The sequence below is a fragment of the Proteus sp. fly-1067 genome (assembly GCF_040139345.1).
Classification (GTDB): Bacteria; Pseudomonadota; Gammaproteobacteria; order Enterobacterales; family Enterobacteriaceae; genus Proteus; species Proteus vulgaris_B.
In genome coordinates this window covers 281,424-302,954 of sequence record NZ_JBEEUL010000001.1, presented here as the reverse complement: position 1 = coordinate 302,954, position 21,531 = coordinate 281,424, and the positions used below count along the sequence as shown (strand labels likewise).

The following is a 21,531-nucleotide window of genomic DNA, read 5'->3' as shown; positions in this document are numbered from 1 at the left end:
TTTCTCTTTACGTAATCGTTTGCGTATTTAGTCTAAAGAAACACCAATTCGACGTGCAACTTCTTCGTATGCTTCAATTAATCCGCCTAAGCTTTGACGGAAACGGTCTTTATCCATTTTATCTAAGGTATTTTTATCCCATAGACGGCTACCATCAGGAGAGAATTCATCACCCAATACAACTTTACCGTGGAATAGACCAAATTCGAGTTTAAAATCGACTAAAATAAGCCCTGCTTTATCAAACAATTCGCTAAGGACATCGTTTGCTTTATAGCTAAGACGTTTCATTTCTGCGAGGTTTTCTTTAGATACCCAATTAAAGGTTTCACAATAAGATTCATTCACCATAGGATCATGACGCGCATCATCTTTTAAGAATAAATCAAAAATAGGTGGGTTTAAAAGCATACCTTCTTCAACGCCTAAACGTTTAACTAATGAGCCAGCCGCACGATTGCGGATAACACATTCAACAGGCACCATATCGAGTTTTTTGACTAGCACTTCATTATCAGAAAGCAAACGTTCCATCTGCGTTGGGATACCCGCTTCTTCCAGTTTATTCATAATGAAATGGTTAAATTTATTATTTACCATGCCTTTACGATCAAACTGTTCAATACGTTGGCCATCTAACGCTGATGTATCATTTCTGAATTCAAGGATAAGAAAATCAGAAGATTCAGTGGTATAGACTGTCTTGGCCTTTCCACGATACAACTCAGCTTTTTTCTGCATCTGACACACTCCAAAGATGTGATAGGTTTAACAAGAAATTTGCTTCCCATACTCTACTCTAGATTAGATAAAAAAGCTTTTAAAACGTGAGAGCTATCACTAAAAAATCTTGAAGATAACACATTGATAACAGCACTATTTATAGAGAATAAAAGTGCATTATTATCTTTAATATTTAAAGCAATAACAATTAACCATTAAAAGTAATAAAGAGAAATTCTATAATAAGGTAAGAATATAGCGGATATAAAAAATCAAAATAAGAATATTTTTAGTTTATATCACTGTATCATCTCCTTTTTAGAGTTATATTATTTTCAATAATTAATTCATTTTTTATTACACCTATATTGAGTTGTTTTGAATAAAAAAACCAAATTAATTTCTTTTTTATTAGAAACTAATTTGGTTATATTTCTTATTACTAAGTTTCAACAAGATATTTTTATTCATTTAACTTTGTATTTTTTAAATATACCTACGAATAAAAATGGTATAAATTTTTTATTACATAATGAGACAATAGATTTCATAAGCAAACCAACCTAATAAGGCGCCTGCTGGTAAATCAATTAAATAGTGTTGTTTGGTAAACATACAAGATAAAGCAATAAATAATGGGAATAAGAAAACCCAAGGCCCTAATGTTGCATATGCAAGACAAGCAGTAAGTGTTGCAACTGAAACGTGCATACTAGGGAAGCAGTTTGATGAGTCATCAAAGTGTTGAACAAACTTAAGAAATTTCTCTGATGCTGTTTTTCCTGGGTTAATGGTTCGCCAATGTGCAGGGGTGGCAACAGGAAATACTACAAAGAAAAACATTTGCATGACTAACAGCACTATATAACTAAAAACAATCATAATAAATTGTCTTGAGTCTTGAATAATCCAGTTAAGATATAGAATTGCGGGATAATATAAGAAACTATAAATCCATGACCACCAAGGCCAGAAAGGAATTTTTTCATCAACAGGTGAATTAATTACTTTCACTTCTCTCAATGTATATCGTTGAGTAAAAAAATAAAATTGATAAACACCTACAATAAGTATCCCACTTAATATCAAGTGAATAATCATATCACCCGCACTCATAAATACTCCTTCATATAGTTAGAGAATGCTTTGTTATTTTTATTAAGAACAAGAATTGACGCAATATTACATAAATTTAAGAGCATTGCATTAAGATTAATATTATTAACAACACCAAATTAAACACTATCATTAAAAGAGCATTCAATTAATGACGAATTTAATAATGAATCTCTATTTAAATCTCCAAAAATAAAAATAAGTAGAGATTTCTGCCGATTAAAAACACAAAAAAAACCGCACAACTAATGTTGTGCGGCTTCTCTTTATTTTATAAAGCGGAATACCTATTTCACAGGTTTACTGAAAGCGGCTTTCAACGCTGCAACCATTTGATCATTCTGTGATTGTGTTAATGGTTTACCTTTATCACTGATAAATTGTAGGCTACTACGGTTATTTAAATCACCCACTTGTAATTTATAATCCGCTTCTTCTACAGTTGGTCTATCAACACCTAACGAGCTCCAGTTTGCGCTACTCATTCCTTTATAGGTCACTTCAACTGAACCTTTAGAACGAGTGCGGTCGCCCATTTTCATTCCCACGCTTTCTAATACGATTGGTAATCTATCCCAAACAACATCGAATGGCGCACGTACAATAATCACTGGAAGCCCTGCATTATCACTGCCACTCTGGACATCAATAATACCTTGAAGATTACTTGTAGCTGTATTTTCGCTTAAATTACGCATACGGTTTAAACCATCAACCAGCTCATTAAGCATTAAAATATTATAACGTTTTACTTCAGCTGGATCAGTAACGTCTGTTTCGCCTTGACGTAAACCTTCGTTAGTCACTGTTAATGAAATTACATTACCCGCTTGAGCTATGACTAAGCGTTGACGTGTTTGGAAAGGCACGTTTTCATCTGCACGTAGCCATGTTATCCAATCAGTATGAATTTCTTTTTGCCCTGCATCACTTTTTACAATAGCAACGCCTTTATCCTTTAAGATAGCCGTTACTTGCTCATACAGTGTTGTATTTTCAGGAGTGCTAGGTAAGAACAGTTTGCTGTTATCTGCATTATTTTCACTACGTGAACCACTTAATAAGTTCAGAGCTTGAGTCGGTGGACGAATATCAAGCGCTAAGCCTACTGGCTCAGTTTTTTTAGGGGTTGGAATATCATATTCCCCATTTTGCAAAGGCAACACCATACCCGCCGGAATAGCTAAATTCTTTAGCCCTGCCGTCTCTAAATAAGACTCATCACCACTGACCTGACGTTTATAGCGCTGATCACTTGAACAGGCTGCCAGTAGAACCACCAGCGACAGACCCGCGACTTTCATAATCTTTGATTTATGCAATAGTGTTGCCATTAAAATTCCCTAAGTTTTACAGTATTCCCGCTGTTAACAGCGCTTTCTCGACAATTTGCTGACCTGATGATGTCAACGGAGTCATAGGTAAGCGCAATGTGGCGTCTTCAATCAATCCAATACGTTGACACGCCCATTTAGCTGGGATTGGATTAGGTTCAACAAATAACTGATGATGCAAGTCCATCAGCCGTCGATTAAGTTCACGTGCTTTTGCAAACTCACCCGCATTTGCTAATCGACATAATTCTACCATCTCTGACGCAGCAACGTTAGCAGTAACCGAAATAACACCATGGCCGCCAAGTTGCATAAAGTCTAATGATGATGCGTCATCTCCGCTTAATAAGATAAAACTATCATCATTAACCAACTCTTGGATTTGACTAACCCTACTTAAGTTCCCTGTCGCCTCTTTAATTGCCACAATATTATCCAACTTGGCTAAACGTGCAACTGTTACTGGCAATAAATCGCATCCCGTGCGTCCTGGCACATTATACAGGATTTGTGATAGTGCGGTGCTTTCAGAAATCGCTTTAAAGTGCTGATACAAGCCTTCTTGTGAAGGTTTATTATAATATGGCGTCACACTTAAACAACCTGCAATACCTTTGTTTTCAAATTGTTGTGTAAACCAAACAGCTTCAGATGTTGCATTAGCACCCGTACCTGCAATCACAGGAATACGTCCATCTGCCATATCTAATGTCATTAAAACGACATCAACATGTTCGTCATGACTTAATGTTGCAGACTCACCAGTTGTACCGACAGAAACAATGGCAGCACTGCCTGCATTAACATGATAGTCAACTAATTTACGTAAACTAACCCGGTCAACATTGCCTTTTGCGTCCATTGGTGTAACCAATGCCACCATACTGCCTGTAAAATTAAATTCGTTATTCACCATAATCATTGCTCCGAGATAGACGTATACTCAATGGTACTCATTCATTGCTCTATTGAAAACTACTTAACTCTAGGTTTCTAATGAAATTTGCTAATATTCTTTGATATGAATTAAAGAGATATAATAATTGAAGATAGTGAGCAAGGGATCTTGGCAGAAATCAAAATTTGTGTTTACCTGTTAAGAATAAACTGAAAGTCAAAAGGAACCTCATTTTGCCCATACCTGATAAACATTTTCTCGTCATTACTGCATTAGGCGCTGATCGCCCAGGTATTGTTGATACCATTACACAATTAGTCAGCCAATGTGGATGTAATATCGAGGACAGCCGACTTGCGATGTTTGGTCAAGAGTTTACGTTTATCATGCTACTCTCAGGTGGCTGGAACGCTATCGCACAGCTAGAAGCGTTGTTGCCGATTAAAAGTGCGGAACTTGATTTATTGACCGTCATGAAAAGAACCAAAAATGGGGCTCCCATTACCTATCCTTCAACCATTGCAGCGAAGGTTGATATTGAAGATGCGCCCGGTATTGTAGAACGCTTTACTAATTTGTTTAGCCAGCATAATTTTAATCTTGCTGAATTAATTTCTAAAACGCACCCGTCAGAAGATGGCACACCTGCCCGTTTAGAAATACAAATCACGGCGCATAACCCATTAGATGATCACGGTCTTGTTATTAATGAGAAATTCAATCAGTTATGTACAGAGCTAAATGCTCAAGGCACAATAAGTATCGTAAATAGTCTGATGATGAAACAGTAAAAAATGGAGAATGACCAAATGAACCCATTAAAAGCCGGTGAAAAGGCGCCTCAATTCAGTCTGCCCGACCAAGATGGAGAAATAATTAATTTATCTGATTTCGCTGGTCAACGCGTGCTCGTTTATTTTTATCCTAAAGCAATGACACCAGGCTGTACGACACAAGCTTGTGGCTTACGTGATGAAATGGATACATTAAAAAAGGCCAAAGTCGAAGTATTGGGTATTAGCACAGATAAATCAGAAAAACTTTCCCGTTTCGCTGAAAAAGAGATGTTAAACTTCACATTACTTTCAGATGAAGATCATAAAGTTGCAGAAGAATTTGGTATTTGGGGAGAAAAGCAATTTATGGGAAAAACTTACGATGGTATTCATCGTACTTCTTTCTTAATTGATAAAAATGGCGTTATTGAACACGTTTTTGATAGCTTTAAAACGACTAATCACCATCAAATCGTTCTCGAATATCTCGCCCAGCATCCGTAAATAAATACCTGTATTGATAAGACAACAGACAGTTTTCACTGTCTGTTTTTTTGCTAACTCAAAACTATCTTTAACTTTTCTTTATATGTTGCTCATTTGCAATTTCATCAGGTAATGCATGCAATACTGCTTTTATCAATGTTGCTAATGGGATAGCGAAGAAAACCCCCCAAAATCCCCACATACCACCAAATATAATCACGGATAAGATAATAACTAAAGGATGCATATTTACTGCTTCAGAGTACAAAATCGGTACTAATAAGTTGCTATCTAATCCTTGAACAACAAGATAAGCGATAAATAACGCCCAAAAATCAGAGCCTAATCCCCATTGAGAAAGCGCAATAACAATCACAGGGATCGTCGCTAAAACAGCGCCAACATAAGGTACTAAAACAGAGACACCTACAATAACAGCAAGCAGTACGGAATAACGTAGATCGAAGAAGGCAAAAACAAAATAAGTAAAGATGCCAACAATAACCATTTCTGTCACTTTGCCACGAATATAATTGGTTATTTGCTGATTAACTTCAATCCAAACTTGCGCTGCCAGTATTCTATTTTTTGGTAAAACACGACGTACGGCATTAAGCATTTGTTGCTTATCTTTAAGCAAAAAGAACGTCATTAAAGGAACAAGAATAAGATAAATAGAAAGTGTGATAACGCCAATTAATGAAGCTAAAGATACCTTTAAGACAGATTCAGCGACTGTTGAGAACTTACTACGTAAGTTTTCTGCCATCATATCAACAATACCCGCATCCATTAATGCGGGGAAACGATCAGGCAATTCATGTGCAAATGCATTGAACTTATTGATCATATTTGGGATATCAGAAATTAGTGTCATCCCTTGTTGCCAAACTGTGGGTGCTAAAATCAAAATAACGATAGCACTAATACCAATAAAGAGTGTCAGAATAATTGATACCGCCCATATGCGGGCGCATCCTAATTTCTCAAGTAAATGAGTTGGCCACTCTAAAAGATAGGCAAGCACAATTGCCACTAACAAAGGAGCGAGTATGCCACTGAAGAAGTACAGAATTAAAAAGCCTGCAATTAAGATAACCACAAGGGCGATAACTTGTGGATCAGCAAATCGGCGTTTGTACCATTGAACAAGCAAGTCCAGCATGAAAATAAAGATCCTTTATAATAATCAGAACAATAGAGCTATATATATTCATTCATATAAGCAATAATCTTTTGACAGATTTTACGTTAGGTTTTGCTATCATACATCATTAATTATTAATTTTTCGTTAAGATAGCCATCAGGATATAGTTGTATGAAACTCAGACTTAAAAAACCATTAGTCGCGCTTCTTGTTTCTGCGTTGCTATCAACATCAGTATTGCCAGCGCATGCTGCGATTGATATTGAAGACTCTTTACCTGATATGGGAACCACTGCAGGTTCAACGCTAAGTATTAACCAAGAAATTGCTATGGGAGATTACTATACTCGCCAACTGCGAAATAGTGCACCATTAGTTTTTGACCCTCTGCTTTCTAACTACATTAATAATTTGGGGCAAAAGCTGGTTTCTAATGCTAGCTCAGTCAAAACACCCTTTCATTTTTACTTAGTCAATAATCCCAATATTAATGCCTTTGCTTATTTTGGGGGGAACATTGTTTTACATTCCGCACTCTTTCGCTATAGCCGAAATGAAAGTGAGTTAGCCTCTGTCATGGCTCACGAAATCACGCATGTTACTCAGCGTCATTTAGCAAGAATGCTGGAAGACCAAGCAAAAACAACCCCTCTTGCACTTGCTGGGGTATTAGGCTCTATCCTGATATTTATGGCAAATCCCAATGCAGGTCTTGCAACCTTTACGGGGAGTATGGCGGGGATGCAGCAGAATATGATCACGTTTACACAAATGAACGAGCAAGAGGCTGATCGTATTGGAATTCAAACACTCTATCGAGCGGGGTTTGACCCCAAAGGGATGCCTGATTTTATGCAAATTCTTGCTGACCAAGTTCGCTATAGTTCTAAACCGCCTGAAATGTTATTAACACACCCCTTACCGGATAGCCGATTATCTGATGCAAGAAGCCGAGCCAGCCAATATCCAGCACGCCAACTTCCTCAGTCAGCAAATTTTCTATTCGCTAAAATGCGTGTGTTAACCATGCTAAATAAAAATCCCACTGCAGATAATGCATTTCAAACCACGCTTGATCAGTTTAAGCAAGGTACTGCGATTGAAAAATTAGCCGCCAATTATGCGCAAATACTCATTTACTCTCGTGATCGTAAATTTGATGACGCAAGAAAATTACTCACGCCAATGTTAGAAAAAGAACCTAATAATATTTGGCTTATCGATGCAATGACAGATATCGATTTAGAGCAAAATCGGGCAAGTGATGCTGTCGCAAGATTGCAATTGGCATTAAAACAGAACCCTAATAACAACGTTATTATTGCTAACTTGGCTAATTCTTATATACATAATAAACAATATAACGAAGCTAATCGCCTGCTTTATCGTTATACCTTTGATAATCCAAATGATCCTATTGGCTGGCAGTTAATGGCAGAAAACTCAGCTAAACAAGGTGATAGAGCCCATGAATTAGCGGCTTATGCTGAAGATTTAGCACTCCGAGGTGACTTTGAAACAGCGATCCGTTATTTAGGTGATGCAAGCAGACAAGTTAAACTGGGCAGTAACGACCAAGCACGCTTTGATGCGCGTATTGATCAGTTAAGAAAAATACAGCAAAGAGACAGTCAATTTAAATAAGGGACAACATGACCAAGAAAGTGACGATTTATCACAATCCACGCTGTTCAAAAAGCCGTGAAACCTTACATTTATTAGAAGAAATGCAAGTAACCCCTGAGATTAATCTCTACTTAGATACAGCGCCCTCAGTAACCGAACTTAAAACACTTCTTAAAGCGCTAGGGTTTGATGATGCAAGAAAATTAATGCGTACAAAAGAAGAGATCTATAAAACACTCAAACTTGCTGACGAAACATCGCAAGATGCGTTAATTCAAGCAATGCATGAAAATCCTAAGCTTATTGAGCGCCCTATTGTGGTTGTTGGAAATCAAGCCCGTTTAGGCCGCCCACCTGAGCAAGTGAAAGAGTTATTTAGCTAAGAACAGGAAAATTTAGCTAGGATCAGAAAATTAAAGCCTATACTTCACGATACGTGAGATAGGCTTTATTCTTTATGTTTTATCATTAATACCGCAATCGTTTACTCTATTTTCCCCATTTAGGCATAAATCACCAAATGTTATTAAATTGTAAACACAACAATTAATAAAGTGTTCTTTATTCCCTCAACAGAAAAAAATTAATCTCTTTTTGCTTTCAAAAAAATTCATCTCAGTTTCATATTTTTTATGGCTAATAAATCATCATTTTTTGGATAGTCTATCAAGATCACACGATCCCGCTATAGGTCACCTTAAAAAGAAAAAAATAATCATGTGTTTCATTTATATTGTGACTCAAGTCTCTTTACACAAATGCGTTCCTACATATCATGGACATCAGAAAATATGATAGCAGAGTTGATAAACACTAAATTCTCGCCACTCTATTTTTTCATTATCATCCAAGAAAGAAATTAACAAAAAAAATACATTTTAAACAGCACTGCAATACAGCAATAATCTTTCAATTTGTTATTTACTCTATCTCTTCTTTAGTTGTTAACTTTTAATTTGATGACAATTAATCGGTGTGAAATGAAGTTATAGATGTATATGAAATAAACAACGTTATAGCCAACATTATGGGCAATTAAAACTAACCAATCATCATTATGGTGTCGGGTGATTGCTAGGCTAATAGGAAAACAGATGAATATCGTACTTAGATTAAAACTTGTCTCATTCCTCCAGTTCTTTATATGGGGATCTTGGCTGGTAACATTTGCCTCGTACCTCTTTGGAGAACTGCATTTTAAAGGTAGTGATGTTGGGCTTATTTTCAGTGCTCTTGGGCTTGCCTCACTTATCGCACCTGTCATCATGGGATTTATTGCAGATAAAATAAATAACCGCAAATTAGTATTTATTACCCTGCATATTTTTTCTGCATTAGCATTAGTGTTGATGTCGCAAATGACGACTGTCACTACATTATTTTTTGCTACCTTGTTGCATTTATTGTTCTTTATGCCAAGTATTTCAATGGCAAACAGCATCATCTTTGAACTGTTAGAGCAAAAACATTTAGAACCTAACAACTACTTTCCAAAGATCCGCGTTTACGGCACAGTTGGTTTTATCGCGGCCATGTGGGTTATTAGTTTCTTAGGTTTAGGTAATAGCTATCATCAACTCTTTGTGGCTGCAATTGCTTCTATTATTCTCGCTGTTTTTGCCATGTTCTTACCTGCAACAAAAGCGGTTGATAAAAATGAAGCTAAAACAGAAGAAGTGGCATTTAGTCTTTCTAATATTTTGCAAGTTTTCAAAAAGAGAAACGTGGTTGTTTTCTTATTCTTTGCAACACTATTAGGATCTGTTCTGCAAATTACGAATACTTTTGGTGTACCATTCCTGCAGGATATTGCAGCATTACCAAACGCCGATGATTCATTCTTTGCACGTTATCCTTCTGTATTTTTATCTATTTCACAAATTTCAGAAGTCGTCTTTATTTTATTCCTACCTCTGTTACTAAAACGAGTAAGAATCGAAACTATTGTTTTATTTAGTATGATTGCTTGGATTTTACGTTTCGGTTTCTTTGCTTACGGCGATTACACATCATTAGGACAAATCGTCTTATTATTATCAATGATTGTGTATGGTTGTGCTTTCGACTTCTTTAATATTTCAGGTTCACTGTTCTTAGAAAAAGAGATCCCATTACAATATCGTTCAACTGCACAAGGTATGTTTATGACCTTAGTGAACGGTTTTGGTACTTATTTAGGTGCAATGTTAAGTGGCTGGGTCATTGACTTATACACCACAAATGGTGCCGTTGACTGGAAATCATTCTGGTTAATTTTCACAGGATACACGGTTGCAATTACTGCACTTTATCTGATTTTCTTACTGGTACCTCAGAAGAAAACTAAAGTAGTAGAAGCACACTAATTATTTAACCCTCCTCCTTTATTGTTTGTATTTCTCACCGCTTGCCTTTTATAAAGACAAGCGGTTTTTTTATAGTTTTTAATACAAAAAATCACCATTAAAAATAACGAAAAATCATTACTTTTAATTGGTTTAATTTAAACAATAGAGGAAAATTTGTGTTATTCACCTCACCTAATTTGATGAGGGATAATATTGAGGTAAAAGCTACAGTTTAAGAATATCTTTCACGAAGGGAATGGTGAGTTTTCGTTGAGCTACAATAGAAGCATGATCAAGTTCATCAAGCATTTCAAAGAGTGTCCGCATTTTTCTATCAAGGCGCTTTAACACAAAGCGACCTACATCTTCAGGTAACTCAAAACCACGAAGCTTTGCCCTTAATTGTAATGCTTGAATTTTTTCTTCATCGCTTAATGGCTGCAAACGATAAATTTGCCCCCAATCTAGCCGAGACGCAAGATCAGGAAGTTGTAATTCGATTTGGCGAGGTGGTCTATCCCCAGTAATTAATAAACAAGTTCGACCATGCTCTAAAACGCGATTATAAAGATTAAATAAGGCAAGCTCCCACTCTTCATCACCTGCAATACATTGAACATTATCGATACAAACTAATGATAGATGCTCCATGCCTTCAAGGACATCGGGAACAAAATAGGCTCGTTTATCAAGTGGAACATAGCCAACGGCATCACCTTTTAATGAAAGTTCAGCGCATGCAGCATGTAATAGATGGCTTTTTCCACCCCCGTCGCGGGACCAGAAATAGATATAACTGCCATGGGATTGATGAATGGCGGTTTGAATTGCCGCGACTAACGACGCGTTTTCCCCTGCATAAAAGCTATCGAATGTCTCATCATCGGGCAGAGATAGTGGTAATGATAGCTGTGACGGCGTATTCAGAAGCACCTCACCTGAATAGTTTAATAAACGTGGTGATTCTAACACAAATTCTCACAAGGTCAGAACCAATATTAAAAAAGCACATGATACTGATTAAGATAACAGCAAGATTTGCGTGATCGCTTATTTTATGAACTCTTCATGCTTCAAGTTGCCCTATCATTGACTTTGTTTATTTACACGAGTTGCCAAGCTATACCTCAAATTATTTAGCATAAAATTAAAAAAGTATTCTTTGTTTAATTAATATTTTTATTATCTGAATTTTAATTTCGCAACATCATTACCTGAAGGTTGCTGATAAATATCAAGCTTAAAATATTTAGCTGATGCATTTATATACTCAAAAATTTCAGATTGTGTTTCTTCATATTCTACCCATGTTGTCGCTCTGGTAAAACAGTATAACTCTACGGGTAATCCCATGGGGGTTGGTGGCATTGTTCTTATCACTAAATACATATCAGGCCTAACATCACCACGCATTTTTATCCAATTTAGCATGTACTTTCTAAATAGCTGTAAATTGGTGACCCCTTTTGTTTCTAGCCACACATTGATATCGCCAATCTCTTCTTCTTTGCCTTCAAGCATAGCTTCTATGCTTTTACGAAGAGGAACTGTATTTTTTAATTCAAGGACCAATTCTTCCGTTGCAAATGAAATCGAAGATTGGTCAATATAAAAGCTACGTTTAATCCGACGTCCTCCAGATGAAAACATCGGTTGCCAGTTAGTGTATTTTTCCGTCAAAAAATCTTTGGTTGGAATACGTGAAATCGTATTATCCCAATTACGGACTGTGATAGTGTGTAATGCGATATCAATCACCTCACCACTAATATTACTACTTGGAAGTTCTATCCAATCATAAAGCTTTAAGACTTTACCGTTAGAAATAAGAATATTGGCAACAAATGAGATAAGAGTATGTTGAAAAACAAACATTAATACCGCAGCAATGGCACCAAAACTTGAGATAATAATAAGTGGTGATTGTTCAGTAAAAAGTGCAATGATCAAAATAAAAGAAATTATCCAAACGACGATTTTGGCAATTTCAATATAACCTTTAATGGAATTGTTCCGATGCCACGCCTTTTTTGCATGCCTAATGTTAAAAATATCGAGAGCATTATTAAGCAATGAGGCAATATTGATAATAATAAAAGCTCGAGCAACCGTCTCAAAGATAACATTCATCTCATGAGAAAAAGAAGGTAGTAGCTGATTAATATAAAGAACTAATGTTACTGCAACTATAGAGGCACTCTTTTTAGCAATGTCTTCTATCGTTTCTTCATCTGAAAGTTCAGTAAATAAAAAAAGTAATCGCTTTGCAATTCGGCGGAAAATCATCTTGGCGAGAAACCATACCACCAGCAACACAACAACTAAGAATATTGTGGTAAATATTTGCTTTGATGTTATGAAATCATAAATTTCAATGAGTTTTTCCATAAATTACGTTATACCTTTTTTGAGTCTTTCCCAACCTTAAAACGAATGTCACTTAAACAGTAACTAAATGCCTATTTCGCATAAGAACAGACATCCATTGTCTCATTTATTTTATTTAAATAAACATCATGATTGAATTATTGATGCTTTTCTAAGTTTTAAACACTCAAAAAATCAAATATCTTAGTTTTTAATTTTAACATAAAAACAGGGTGCAATAAAAAAGACGGATATAATCCGCCTTTTTCGTTAACTTCAACATATCACTTATTTTTTATTTGCAGTACCACTGACTGATTCAATCGTGTTATCTACAAATTCTGATTCAGGTCGAACAACACTGACTAATTTAAAGATTAAGCTTAAAACAATACCCACAACTGTTGCTAAAGCCATGCCTTTTAATTCAGCTGCACCAATGTGAATTGAAGCGCCACTCACACCAACAATCAGAATAATGGCAGTTAATATCAAGTTTTGCGGTTTGTTGTAATCCACTTTTGAATCTAACAAGACACGAATACCTGATGCACCAATGACACCATAAAGCAATAAAGATACTCCGCCCATCACTGGAACAGGAACAGCAGCAATAGCGGCGGCTAATTTACCTACACAGGATAATAAGATTGCAAATATTGCCGCGCCACCAATAACCCATGAGCTATAGACTTTGGTAATTGCCATAACACCAATATTTTCACCATATGTGGTATTTGGCGTTGAACCAAAGAAACCCGAAATTATGGTAGAGAAACCGTTTGCGAACATAGAACGATGTAAGCCTGGATTTTTCATTAAATCGCGTTGCACAATATTTGCTGTAACAACAAGGTGACCAACGTGTTCAGCAATAACCACTAATGCCGCAGGCAGAATAATGAAGATTGCACTCCATTCAAAACGTGGTGAATAGAATGTCGGTAATGCAAACCAATTAGCTTCTTTAATAGGCGTAACATCAACAGCCCCTAAGAAGAAAGAAAGCGCATAACCTGCTAATACCCCTATAAGAATAGGAATAATTGCAAGGAATCCTCTAAACATCACTGAACCTAAAATAGTGACACCTAAAGTGACCATAGAGATAAGCAATGTTTGATTATCTACTGGTGCATCTGCACTTGGTAATAAACCCGCCATTCCTGCCGCGGTTCCTGCTAATTCTAACCCAATAACGGCAACGATTGCGCCCATTGCCGCAGGTGGAAACATCACATTAATCCAGCCTCGCCCTGCTATTTTTACAATACCTGCCACAAGACAAAATAACACGCCACAAACGATGAATCCCCCAAGTGCTAATTCATACCCTAATGGTAACAACAAAAGCACTGGTGAGATAAACGCAAAACTTGAACCTAGATAAGCAGGAATGCGTCCTTTACAAATAAAGAGATAAAGCAGGGTTCCGATCCCGTTAAATAACAATATTGTTGCCGGATTAACTTTAAATAATATTGGCACAAGTACGGTAGCGCCAAACATTGCAAACAGATGCTGAAGGCTCAACGGAATTGTTTGTAATAATGGTGGGCGCTCTTCTACCCCGATTGCACGACGAGTCATGCTTACGACCTCTCTTTAATATGAATGTGAAATTGGTTTGTATTTTTAACTTTATACTCGTCTTATTTTAAGTCGCCATGTTGCTGTCTAGGCCCACTCGCACTAGTCATCTAACTGCTCCTTAAATATGTAGAGTATAGAAAAAATAAATGGTCCAAAAAAAAGCCGACTATCAAAGTCGGCTTAATTATTATTTTGTACCAAATATCTTATCACCAGCATCGCCAAGACCTGGAACGATGTACCCATGCTCATTAAGATGGCTATCAATCGATGCAGTATATAACTCCACATCTGGATGAGCTTCTTCTAATGCCCTAATACCTTCTGGAGCAGCAACCAGTACTAATACTTTAATTGAAGTACAGCCCGCATTTTTTAATAAATCAATTGTGGCAATCATAGAGCCGCCTGTTGCTAACATAGGGTCAACAACAAGAGCCATACGCTCTTCAATATTGGATGCTAATTTCTGGAAGTAAGGGACGGGTTTTAAGGTTTCTTCATCGCGGTAAACGCCAACTACACTGATTCGGGCACTAGGAATATTTTCTAATACTCCATCCATCATCCCGATACCTGCACGGAGGATAGGAACTACTGTGATTTTTTTTCCTTTAATCTGTTCTATCTCTACCGGACCACACCAACCTTCAATTGTTACCGTCTCTGTTGCTAAATCGGCGGTAGCTTCATACGTCAGTAGACTGGAAACTTCTGAAGCCAGTTCACGAAAGCGCTTAGTGCTTATATCATGATCTCGCATCAGCCCCAATTTATGTTGAATGAGTGGGTGTTTTACCTCAACGATCTTCATAATTTCTCCTAATGTACGACGCAGCCTGACAAAAAAATCGCGAGATTATACCGCTTTTTTGCCAACATTCCATCGTTTTTCTATTGATATTGATCAAGCGCACAGCTTTTAACCACACCAACATGAATAATTGTGACCTAGAAAGAAGATCCTCGCAAACGTTTGCTTTGCCTGTTAGAATAGCGTCCGCACACATTTTTTCTTAACAGCAACTTGCCGTGAGGGCTCTACGTGACTAACAAATCCTCTCTCAGCTATAAAGATGCCGGTGTCGATATTGATGCAGGTAATGCTTTAGTCGATCGTATCAAAGGTGTAGTAAAAGAAACTCGCCGTCCTGAAGTTATGGGGGGTTTAGGTGGTTTTGGTGCACTATGTGCAATTCCATCTAAATACCGCGAACCTATTTTAGTTTCAGGCACCGATGGTGTGGGTACAAAACTCCGCCTTGCGATGGATTTAAATCGCCATGATGACATCGGTATTGATTTAGTCGCAATGTGTGTCAACGATTTAATTGTTCAAGGCGCCGAACCCCTTTTCTTCCTTGACTACTATGCCACAGGAAAATTAGATGTCGATACCGCTGCTCGTGTTGTAACAGGTATTGCTGAAGGTTGTAAACAATCAGGTTGTTCATTAGTGGGTGGTGAAACAGCAGAAATGCCCGGCATGTATCATGGCAATGATTATGATATCGCAGGCTTTTGTGTCGGCGTGGTTGAAAAATCAGAGATTATTGATGGCAGTAAAGTTAAAACAGGTGATGCATTAATTGCTTTAGCATCCAGCGGCCCTCATTCTAATGGTTATTCATTAGTCAGAAAAATTCTTGAAGTCAGCAATACACAAGCTGATAACACATCATTAGGTGAAAAATCACTTGCCGATCACCTATTAGCGCCTACACGTATTTACGTGAAATCACTGCTGTCATTAATTGAGAATGTTGATATTCATGCAGTTGCACATATTACAGGTGGCGGTTTCTGGGAGAATATTCCTCGCGTACTACCTGAAAATACGCAAGCTCGTATCGAAAGTCACAGTTGGGAATGGCCTATCGTCTTCAAGTGGTTACAAGAAGCGGGACAAGTTAGCACACATGAAATGTACCGCACCTTTAACTGTGGTGTCGGACTATTAATTGCGGTTAATCCAGATGATGTTGAAAAAACATTAGCACACCTTGCAGAATGTGGTGAAAATGCATGGCTTATCGGTGAAATTGCGCCACAAGCCGCAGGTGAAGCACAAGTTATTATTAACTAATGAAAACATGTGAATGAAAAATATCGTTGTCCTTATTTCAGGAAACGGCAGCAACCTACAGGCGATTATTGACGCCTGTAGGGCAAATAAAATCACAGGTAATGTGGTTGCTGTCTTTAGCAATAAAGCGGATGCTTATGGCCTCGAACGTGCAAAACAGGCTGATATTCCAGCCTATTTTATTGATCCATCCCAACTTAATGATAGAGCTGATTACGATAAAGCGCTAATCGAAAAAATTGATGTTTATCAGCCTGATATCGTGGTTTTAGCAGGCTTTATGCGTATTCTATCACCTAATTTTGTCACTCATTATCAGCATAAATTATTAAATATTCACCCTTCTTTGCTTCCTAAATATCCAGGGTTGCATACTCATCGCCAAGTTTTAGCAAATAAAGAGTCTTTTCATGGCGTTACCGTCCATTTTGTTACCGAAGAACTTGATGGTGGCCCAATGATTCTTCAGGCACGTATTCCTGTTTTGCCGGATGACACTGAACAATCATTACAAGCTAGAATACAAATAGAAGAGTATCGTATCTACCCATTAGCAATCAGCTGGTTAGCTGAAGACCGATTGACTATGAAGAATAATCAAGCTTTCCTTGATGATATTGCGTTGTTCGGCAGCCTTGATTAACTATTTCGTTTAAGCTAAAAAGTCACATTGTGCTACACTGTAGCCCGCGTGACTTTTTTTGTGTCACCCTTTTCTCTTTTTTATTCAATGCATTCACCGAGGTGCTTATGTCCGGTGGTAGGAAAGTTCCACCTATAAAATTACGTCCTCTCGAACGAGAAGATCTCTCTTTTGTCCATCAACTTGATAACAATGCCAGTGTTATGCGCTATTGGTTTGAAGAGCCTTATGAGGCTTTTATTGAGTTAAGTGACTTATATGAAAAACATATTCACGACCAAAGTGAACGCCGTTTTATTGCTGAAAGTGAAGGCACTAAAGTGGGACTTGTCGAGTTGGTTGAAATTGATTATGTTCATCGTCGTGCCGAATTCCAAATTATCATTGCACCTGCACATCAAGGTCATGGCTATGCAGCACGAGCAGCAAAATTAGCGATGGATTATGCTTTTTCTGTACTTAATTTATACAAACTCTATTTAATCGTTGATAAAGAGAATGCTAAAGCGATTCATATTTATGAAAAGCTTGGCTTTAAAAAAGAAGGTGATTTAATAGATGAGTTTTTTGTTAACGGTGCCTATCGTTCTGCAATTAGAATGTGTACATTCCAAGCACCTTATTTTGAGCAAAAAGCCAAAGAAGCAAAACCCGAAAATTTTGTCAAACCGGGTGCGACTATTAAGCAACATGTCTGATTTATTCAGATATTAAGATTTAACTTTAACCCTAGTTGGAGTTCAGATGTCCCAGGAACGACTCTATATTGATAAAGAGATCAGTTGGCTTGCGTTTAATGAACGTGTATTACAAGAAGCGGCTGACAAACGAAACCCGTTAATTGAAAGAGTCAGGTTTCTGGGGATCTATTCAAATAATCTTGATGAGTTCTATAAAGTCCGTTTTGCTGATGTTAAACGCCGTATCTTAATTAATGAAGAGCGAGGCTCTCGCTCTGCTTCAAGTCATGCTCGCCATCTTATCAAAAAAATTCAATCAAAAGTGGCTAAGGCTGACCAAGAATTTGATGCTTTATATAACGATTTATTGCTTGAGATGGCACGAAATCAAATCTTCTTAATCAATGAACGTCAAATATCACCTAATCAACAAATCTGGTTACGCCAATATTTTCGTCAAAACTTAAGAAAACACATTACGCCTATTTTAATTAATCCTGAAACCAATTTGGTTGAATTTCTTAAAGATGACTATACCTATTTGGCCGTTGAAATTGCACAAGGGCAAACTATTCATTACGCCTTATTAGAAATTCCATCAGATAAAGTTCCTCGTTTTGTTATTTTGCCAACTGATCAAGGGCGTAGTAAGAAAAAGTCCATGATTTTATTGGATAATATTTTACGTTACTGCCTTGATGAAGTTTTTAAAGGTTTTTTTGATTATGACTCATTGAATGCTTATTCTATGAAAATGACGCGAGATGCGGAGTACGATCTTGCGACAGAAATGGAATCAAGTTTACTTGAAATGATGTCCTCAACCTTAAAACAACGCCTTACCGCAGAGCCTGTGCGTTTTGTTTATCAACGTGATATGCCAGATGAGATGGTGGCATTACTGCGCAGTAAATTAGGTTTATCAAATAACGACTCCGTTATTGCAGGAGGGCGTTATCATAATTTTAAAGACTTTATTAACTTTCCAAATGAAGGTAGCAAATTTCTATTAAATAAGCCTATCCCGCGGTTACGCCATATTTGGTTTGATAATTTCCGTAATGGTTTTGATGCCATTAGGGAGCGAGATGTCTTACTTTATTATCCTTATCATACTTTTGAACATGTGCTGGAATTGTTGCGCCAAGCCTCTTTTGACCCAAGCGTTATTTCAATTAAAATCAATATTTACCGTGTTGCAAAAGACTCTCGAATTATAGACTCCATGATCCATGCTGCACATAACGGTAAACGAGTCACTGTGGTTGTAGAATTACAAGCTCGTTTTGATGAAGCGGCCAATATTCATTGGGCAAAACGCCTAACAGAAGCCGGTGTTCACGTTATATTCTCTGCGCCAGGTTTAAAAATTCATGCGAAATTATTTATTATTTCTCGCTTAGAAGATGGCGAAATTATTCGCTATGCCCATATTGGTACTGGGAATTTTAACGAAAAAACGGCGCGCCTTTATACTGACTATTCGCTCTTAACTGCGAATACTGAAATTACCAATGAAGTACGTCGTGTTTTTAGCTTTATTGAAAACCCTTATCGCCCTGTTACTTTTGAACATTTGATGGTTTCACCTCAAAATTCGCGAACTCTTTTAAACCAACTAATTACTAATGAAATTCACAGTGCTCAAGCTGGGCATCCCGCAGGGATTACATTAAAAGTGAATAATTTAGTCGATGAAGAGTTAGTTAATCGTCTTTATGACGCATCAGAAGCGGGAGTCAAAGTCCGACTTTTAGTGCGAGGCATGTGCTCTTTAGTCCCTAATCAGCCAGGATTTAGTGAGAATATTCAAGTCACCAGTATCGTTGATCGTTTTTTAGAACATGATCGTGTTTATGTCTTTACTAATAAAGGTGATGAAAAAATCTTCTTATCTTCTGCCGACTGGATGACGCGAAATCTTGACTATCGTATTGAAGTTGCAGTGGCTTTGCTTGATCCTCAACTAAAACAGCGTGTTCTTGATATATTAGATATTCAATTTAATGACACCGTTAAAGCGCGTTTTATTGATAAAGATTTAACAAATAGCTATGTTCCTCGTGGAAATAAACGTAAAATTCGTTCCCAGCTTGCTGTCTATGAGTACATTAAATTGTTAGAACAACCAGGGGAACGAGCGTAATTTTATGCCTTTATCACAAGATGACTCTTCACCACGCCCTTTAGAAATTGCAGCTATTGACCTCGGTTCTAATAGTTTTCATATGATAATTGCGCGCGTTGTTAATGGCGCATTGCAAGTGTTAAGTCGCTTAAAACAGCGTGTTTATCTCGCTGATGGCCTTGACGATAATAATGAATTAAGCGAAGAGTCTATGTTACGTGGACTTTCCGCCCTTTCTCTTTTTGCTGAAAGGTTACAGGGTTTTCCTGCCGAAAATGTTACCGTCGTTGGCACACATACATTACGTGTTGCGACTAACGCTAAAGTCTTTCTCCAACGAGCAAAAGAAGTTATCCCTTACCCTATCGAAATTATTTCTGGACATGAAGAAGCCCGGCTTATCTTTATGGGCGTTGAACATACACAATCGGAAAAAGGTCGAAAGCTCGTTATTGATATTGGCGGTGGCTCAACAGAATTGGTTATTGGTGAAAATTTTGAGCCGATATTAATTGAAAGCCAGCGCATGGGTTGTGTTAGTTTTAGTCGTCAATTTTTTCCTGAGCAAAAAATCAGCGAATCTGCTTTTCGTAAAGCGCGAGAAAAAGCAGCACGTAAAATGGAAAAAATTGCATGGCAATATAAAATGACCGGATGGGATGTGGCTTTAGGCGCATCGGGTACAATTAAAGCAGCTCATGAGATCTTAGTTGAGTTTGGCGAAAAAGACGGTGTTATCACCCCCGAACGTCTACTCATGTTAACAAAGCAAGTGTTACGCTTTAAGAAATTTAAAGACATCTCATTGCCTGGATTATCCGATGAGCGTAAGCATGTTTTTGTACCAGGTTTGGCGATTTTATGTGGTATTTTTGATTCTTTAGGATTAAAAGCACTACATCTATCTGATGGTGCGCTACGTGAAGGTGTGCTTTATGAAATGGAAGGCAGATTTCGCCATCAAGATATTCGCCAACGTACAGCAAAAAGCCTTGCCGAACACTATAATATTGATAGAGAGCAAGCAAAGCGCGTACTTGAAACCATGCAATCCCTTTACGAACAATGGGCGCAACAAAATCCTAAACTCGTTCGCCCTGATCTAGAAGCTATTTTAGTATGGGCTGTCATGTTACATGAAGTCGGATTAAGCATTAATTTAAGTGGATTGCACCGCCATTCTGCCTATATTCTTTCAAATACAGATTTGCCGGGTTTTAATCAAGAACAACAGCTATTATTAACAACCTTAGTTCGCTATCACCGAAAAGGGATTAAGCTGGATGAACTACCTAAATTTAATCTTTATAAAAAGAAACAGTATTTCCCACTTGTACAAATACTGAGGTTAGCAACTTTACTTAATAATCAGCGACAATCAACGACAAAACCAGCATCTTTGCGTTTAGTTACTGATGAAAATCACTGGACTCTTTATTTTCCTAAAAAATATCTTTCTGATAACACATTGATGGAATTGGATTTAGAAAAAGAACAAGAGCATTGGCAGTCAGTTCCTGGCTGGAAACTGGATATAAAAGAGGAATCTGCTTAACAATATGATATTATACAGAAAAAGACGCTAGCCAATGCGTCTTTT

General features: G+C 37.3%; 19 protein-coding genes. 10 read left to right on the top strand and 9 right to left on the bottom strand.

The features are described from left to right. Nucleotides 1-27: 27 nt before the first annotated feature. The 4 genes from purC to dapA all read right to left on the bottom strand — a co-directional run bounded on the left by purC (nucleotide 28) and on the right by dapA (nucleotide 4,089). Nucleotides 28-741, bottom strand: coding sequence for a phosphoribosylaminoimidazolesuccinocarboxamide synthase (purC, locus tag ABN217_RS01380; RefSeq protein WP_072068417.1), 714 nt, complete (start codon nucleotides 739-741; stop codon nucleotides 28-30). A 507-nt stretch (nucleotides 742-1,248) separates the two neighbouring features. Continuing rightward, nucleotides 1,249-1,839 carry a phosphatase PAP2 family protein gene (locus tag ABN217_RS01375; protein WP_196554064.1) on the bottom strand — a complete coding sequence of 197 codons (591 nt, stop codon included), beginning with the start codon at nucleotides 1,837-1,839 and terminating at the stop codon, nucleotides 1,249-1,251. A 287-nt stretch (nucleotides 1,840-2,126) separates the two neighbouring features. Next, nucleotides 2,127-3,173, bottom strand: a complete 1,047-nt coding sequence (gene bamC / locus ABN217_RS01370) for an outer membrane protein assembly factor BamC (RefSeq protein ID WP_197269074.1) — start codon at nucleotides 3,171-3,173, stop codon at nucleotides 2,127-2,129. 16 nt (nucleotides 3,174-3,189) lie between these two features. Then, complete coding sequence (dapA, locus tag ABN217_RS01365) at nucleotides 3,190-4,089, bottom strand: 4-hydroxy-tetrahydrodipicolinate synthase (protein ID WP_196554062.1); 900 nt, start codon at nucleotides 4,087-4,089, stop codon at nucleotides 3,190-3,192. 215 nt (nucleotides 4,090-4,304) lie between these two features. Between dapA and ABN217_RS01360 the strand changes: the two genes are divergently transcribed. Further along, nucleotides 4,305-4,862: a glycine cleavage system transcriptional repressor gene (locus ABN217_RS01360; RefSeq protein ID WP_072068422.1), complete on the top strand. Its 558-nt coding sequence runs from the start codon at nucleotides 4,305-4,307 to the stop codon at nucleotides 4,860-4,862. A gap of 18 nt (nucleotides 4,863-4,880) precedes the next feature. After that, the gene (bcp, locus tag ABN217_RS01355) at nucleotides 4,881-5,351 is read left to right on the top strand and encodes a thioredoxin-dependent thiol peroxidase (RefSeq protein WP_072068424.1); all 471 of its coding nucleotides are present in this window, start codon (nucleotides 4,881-4,883) and stop codon (nucleotides 5,349-5,351) included. 70 nt (nucleotides 5,352-5,421) lie between these two features. On the opposite strand, the gene ABN217_RS01350 is transcribed toward bcp, so the two are convergent. Further along, nucleotides 5,422-6,498, bottom strand: a complete 1,077-nt coding sequence (locus tag ABN217_RS01350) for an AI-2E family transporter (RefSeq protein ID WP_072068425.1) — start codon at nucleotides 6,496-6,498, stop codon at nucleotides 5,422-5,424. Nucleotides 6,499-6,652: 154 nt separating this feature from the next. Between ABN217_RS01350 and bepA the strand changes: the two genes are divergently transcribed. From bepA to ABN217_RS01335, 3 genes are all read left to right on the top strand, one after another. Continuing rightward, on the top strand, nucleotides 6,653-8,125 hold the full coding sequence (gene bepA / locus ABN217_RS01345; RefSeq protein ID WP_196554061.1) for a beta-barrel assembly-enhancing protease: 1,473 nt from the start codon (nucleotides 6,653-6,655) through the stop codon (nucleotides 8,123-8,125). Nucleotides 8,126-8,133: 8 nt separating this feature from the next. Then, nucleotides 8,134-8,490, top strand: a complete 357-nt coding sequence (gene arsC, locus ABN217_RS01340; RefSeq protein ID WP_072068427.1) for an arsenate reductase (glutaredoxin) — start codon at nucleotides 8,134-8,136, stop codon at nucleotides 8,488-8,490. A gap of 711 nt (nucleotides 8,491-9,201) precedes the next feature. Beyond that, entirely contained in the window at nucleotides 9,202-10,452 is a 1,251-nt protein-coding gene (locus ABN217_RS01335; protein WP_109407721.1) for an MFS transporter, read from the top strand. Nucleotides 10,453-10,659: 207 nt separating this feature from the next. Here the strand turns inward: ABN217_RS01335 and hda are convergent, their stop codons facing one another. The 4 genes from hda to upp form a co-directional block, all read right to left on the bottom strand. Then, nucleotides 10,660-11,367, bottom strand: coding sequence for a DnaA inactivator Hda (hda, locus tag ABN217_RS01330; protein WP_036938961.1), 708 nt, complete (start codon nucleotides 11,365-11,367; stop codon nucleotides 10,660-10,662). 249 nt (nucleotides 11,368-11,616) lie between these two features. Next, the gene (locus ABN217_RS01325) at nucleotides 11,617-12,822 is read right to left on the bottom strand and encodes a mechanosensitive ion channel family protein (protein WP_072068429.1); all 1,206 of its coding nucleotides are present in this window, start codon (nucleotides 12,820-12,822) and stop codon (nucleotides 11,617-11,619) included. Between the two features lie 267 nt (nucleotides 12,823-13,089). Beyond that, complete coding sequence (gene uraA / locus ABN217_RS01320) at nucleotides 13,090-14,391, bottom strand: uracil permease (protein ID WP_109407723.1); 1,302 nt, start codon at nucleotides 14,389-14,391, stop codon at nucleotides 13,090-13,092. Nucleotides 14,392-14,581: 190 nt separating this feature from the next. Beyond that, the gene (gene upp / locus ABN217_RS01315; protein WP_196554060.1) at nucleotides 14,582-15,208 is read right to left on the bottom strand and encodes a uracil phosphoribosyltransferase; all 627 of its coding nucleotides are present in this window, start codon (nucleotides 15,206-15,208) and stop codon (nucleotides 14,582-14,584) included. 231 nt (nucleotides 15,209-15,439) lie between these two features. Between upp and purM the strand changes: the two genes are divergently transcribed. From purM to ppx, 5 genes are all read left to right on the top strand, one after another. After that, nucleotides 15,440-16,480, top strand: coding sequence for a phosphoribosylformylglycinamidine cyclo-ligase (purM, locus tag ABN217_RS01310; RefSeq protein WP_349458984.1), 1,041 nt, complete (start codon nucleotides 15,440-15,442; stop codon nucleotides 16,478-16,480). A 13-nt stretch (nucleotides 16,481-16,493) separates the two neighbouring features. Further along, nucleotides 16,494-17,123 carry a phosphoribosylglycinamide formyltransferase gene (gene purN, locus ABN217_RS01305; protein WP_349458983.1) on the top strand — a complete coding sequence of 210 codons (630 nt, stop codon included), beginning with the start codon at nucleotides 16,494-16,496 and terminating at the stop codon, nucleotides 17,121-17,123. Nucleotides 17,124-17,230: 107 nt separating this feature from the next. Continuing rightward, a complete protein-coding gene (gene speG, locus ABN217_RS01300) occupies nucleotides 17,231-17,821 on the top strand; it encodes a spermidine N1-acetyltransferase (RefSeq protein ID WP_072068434.1) in 591 nt (196 codons plus the stop codon). 46 nt (nucleotides 17,822-17,867) lie between these two features. Then, nucleotides 17,868-19,949, top strand: a complete 2,082-nt coding sequence (gene ppk1 / locus ABN217_RS01295) for a polyphosphate kinase 1 (protein ID WP_072068435.1) — start codon at nucleotides 17,868-17,870, stop codon at nucleotides 19,947-19,949. 4 nt (nucleotides 19,950-19,953) lie between these two features. Further along, entirely contained in the window at nucleotides 19,954-21,486 is a 1,533-nt protein-coding gene (gene ppx / locus ABN217_RS01290; RefSeq protein ID WP_072068436.1) for an exopolyphosphatase, read from the top strand. Nucleotides 21,487-21,531 lie beyond the last annotated feature (45 nt).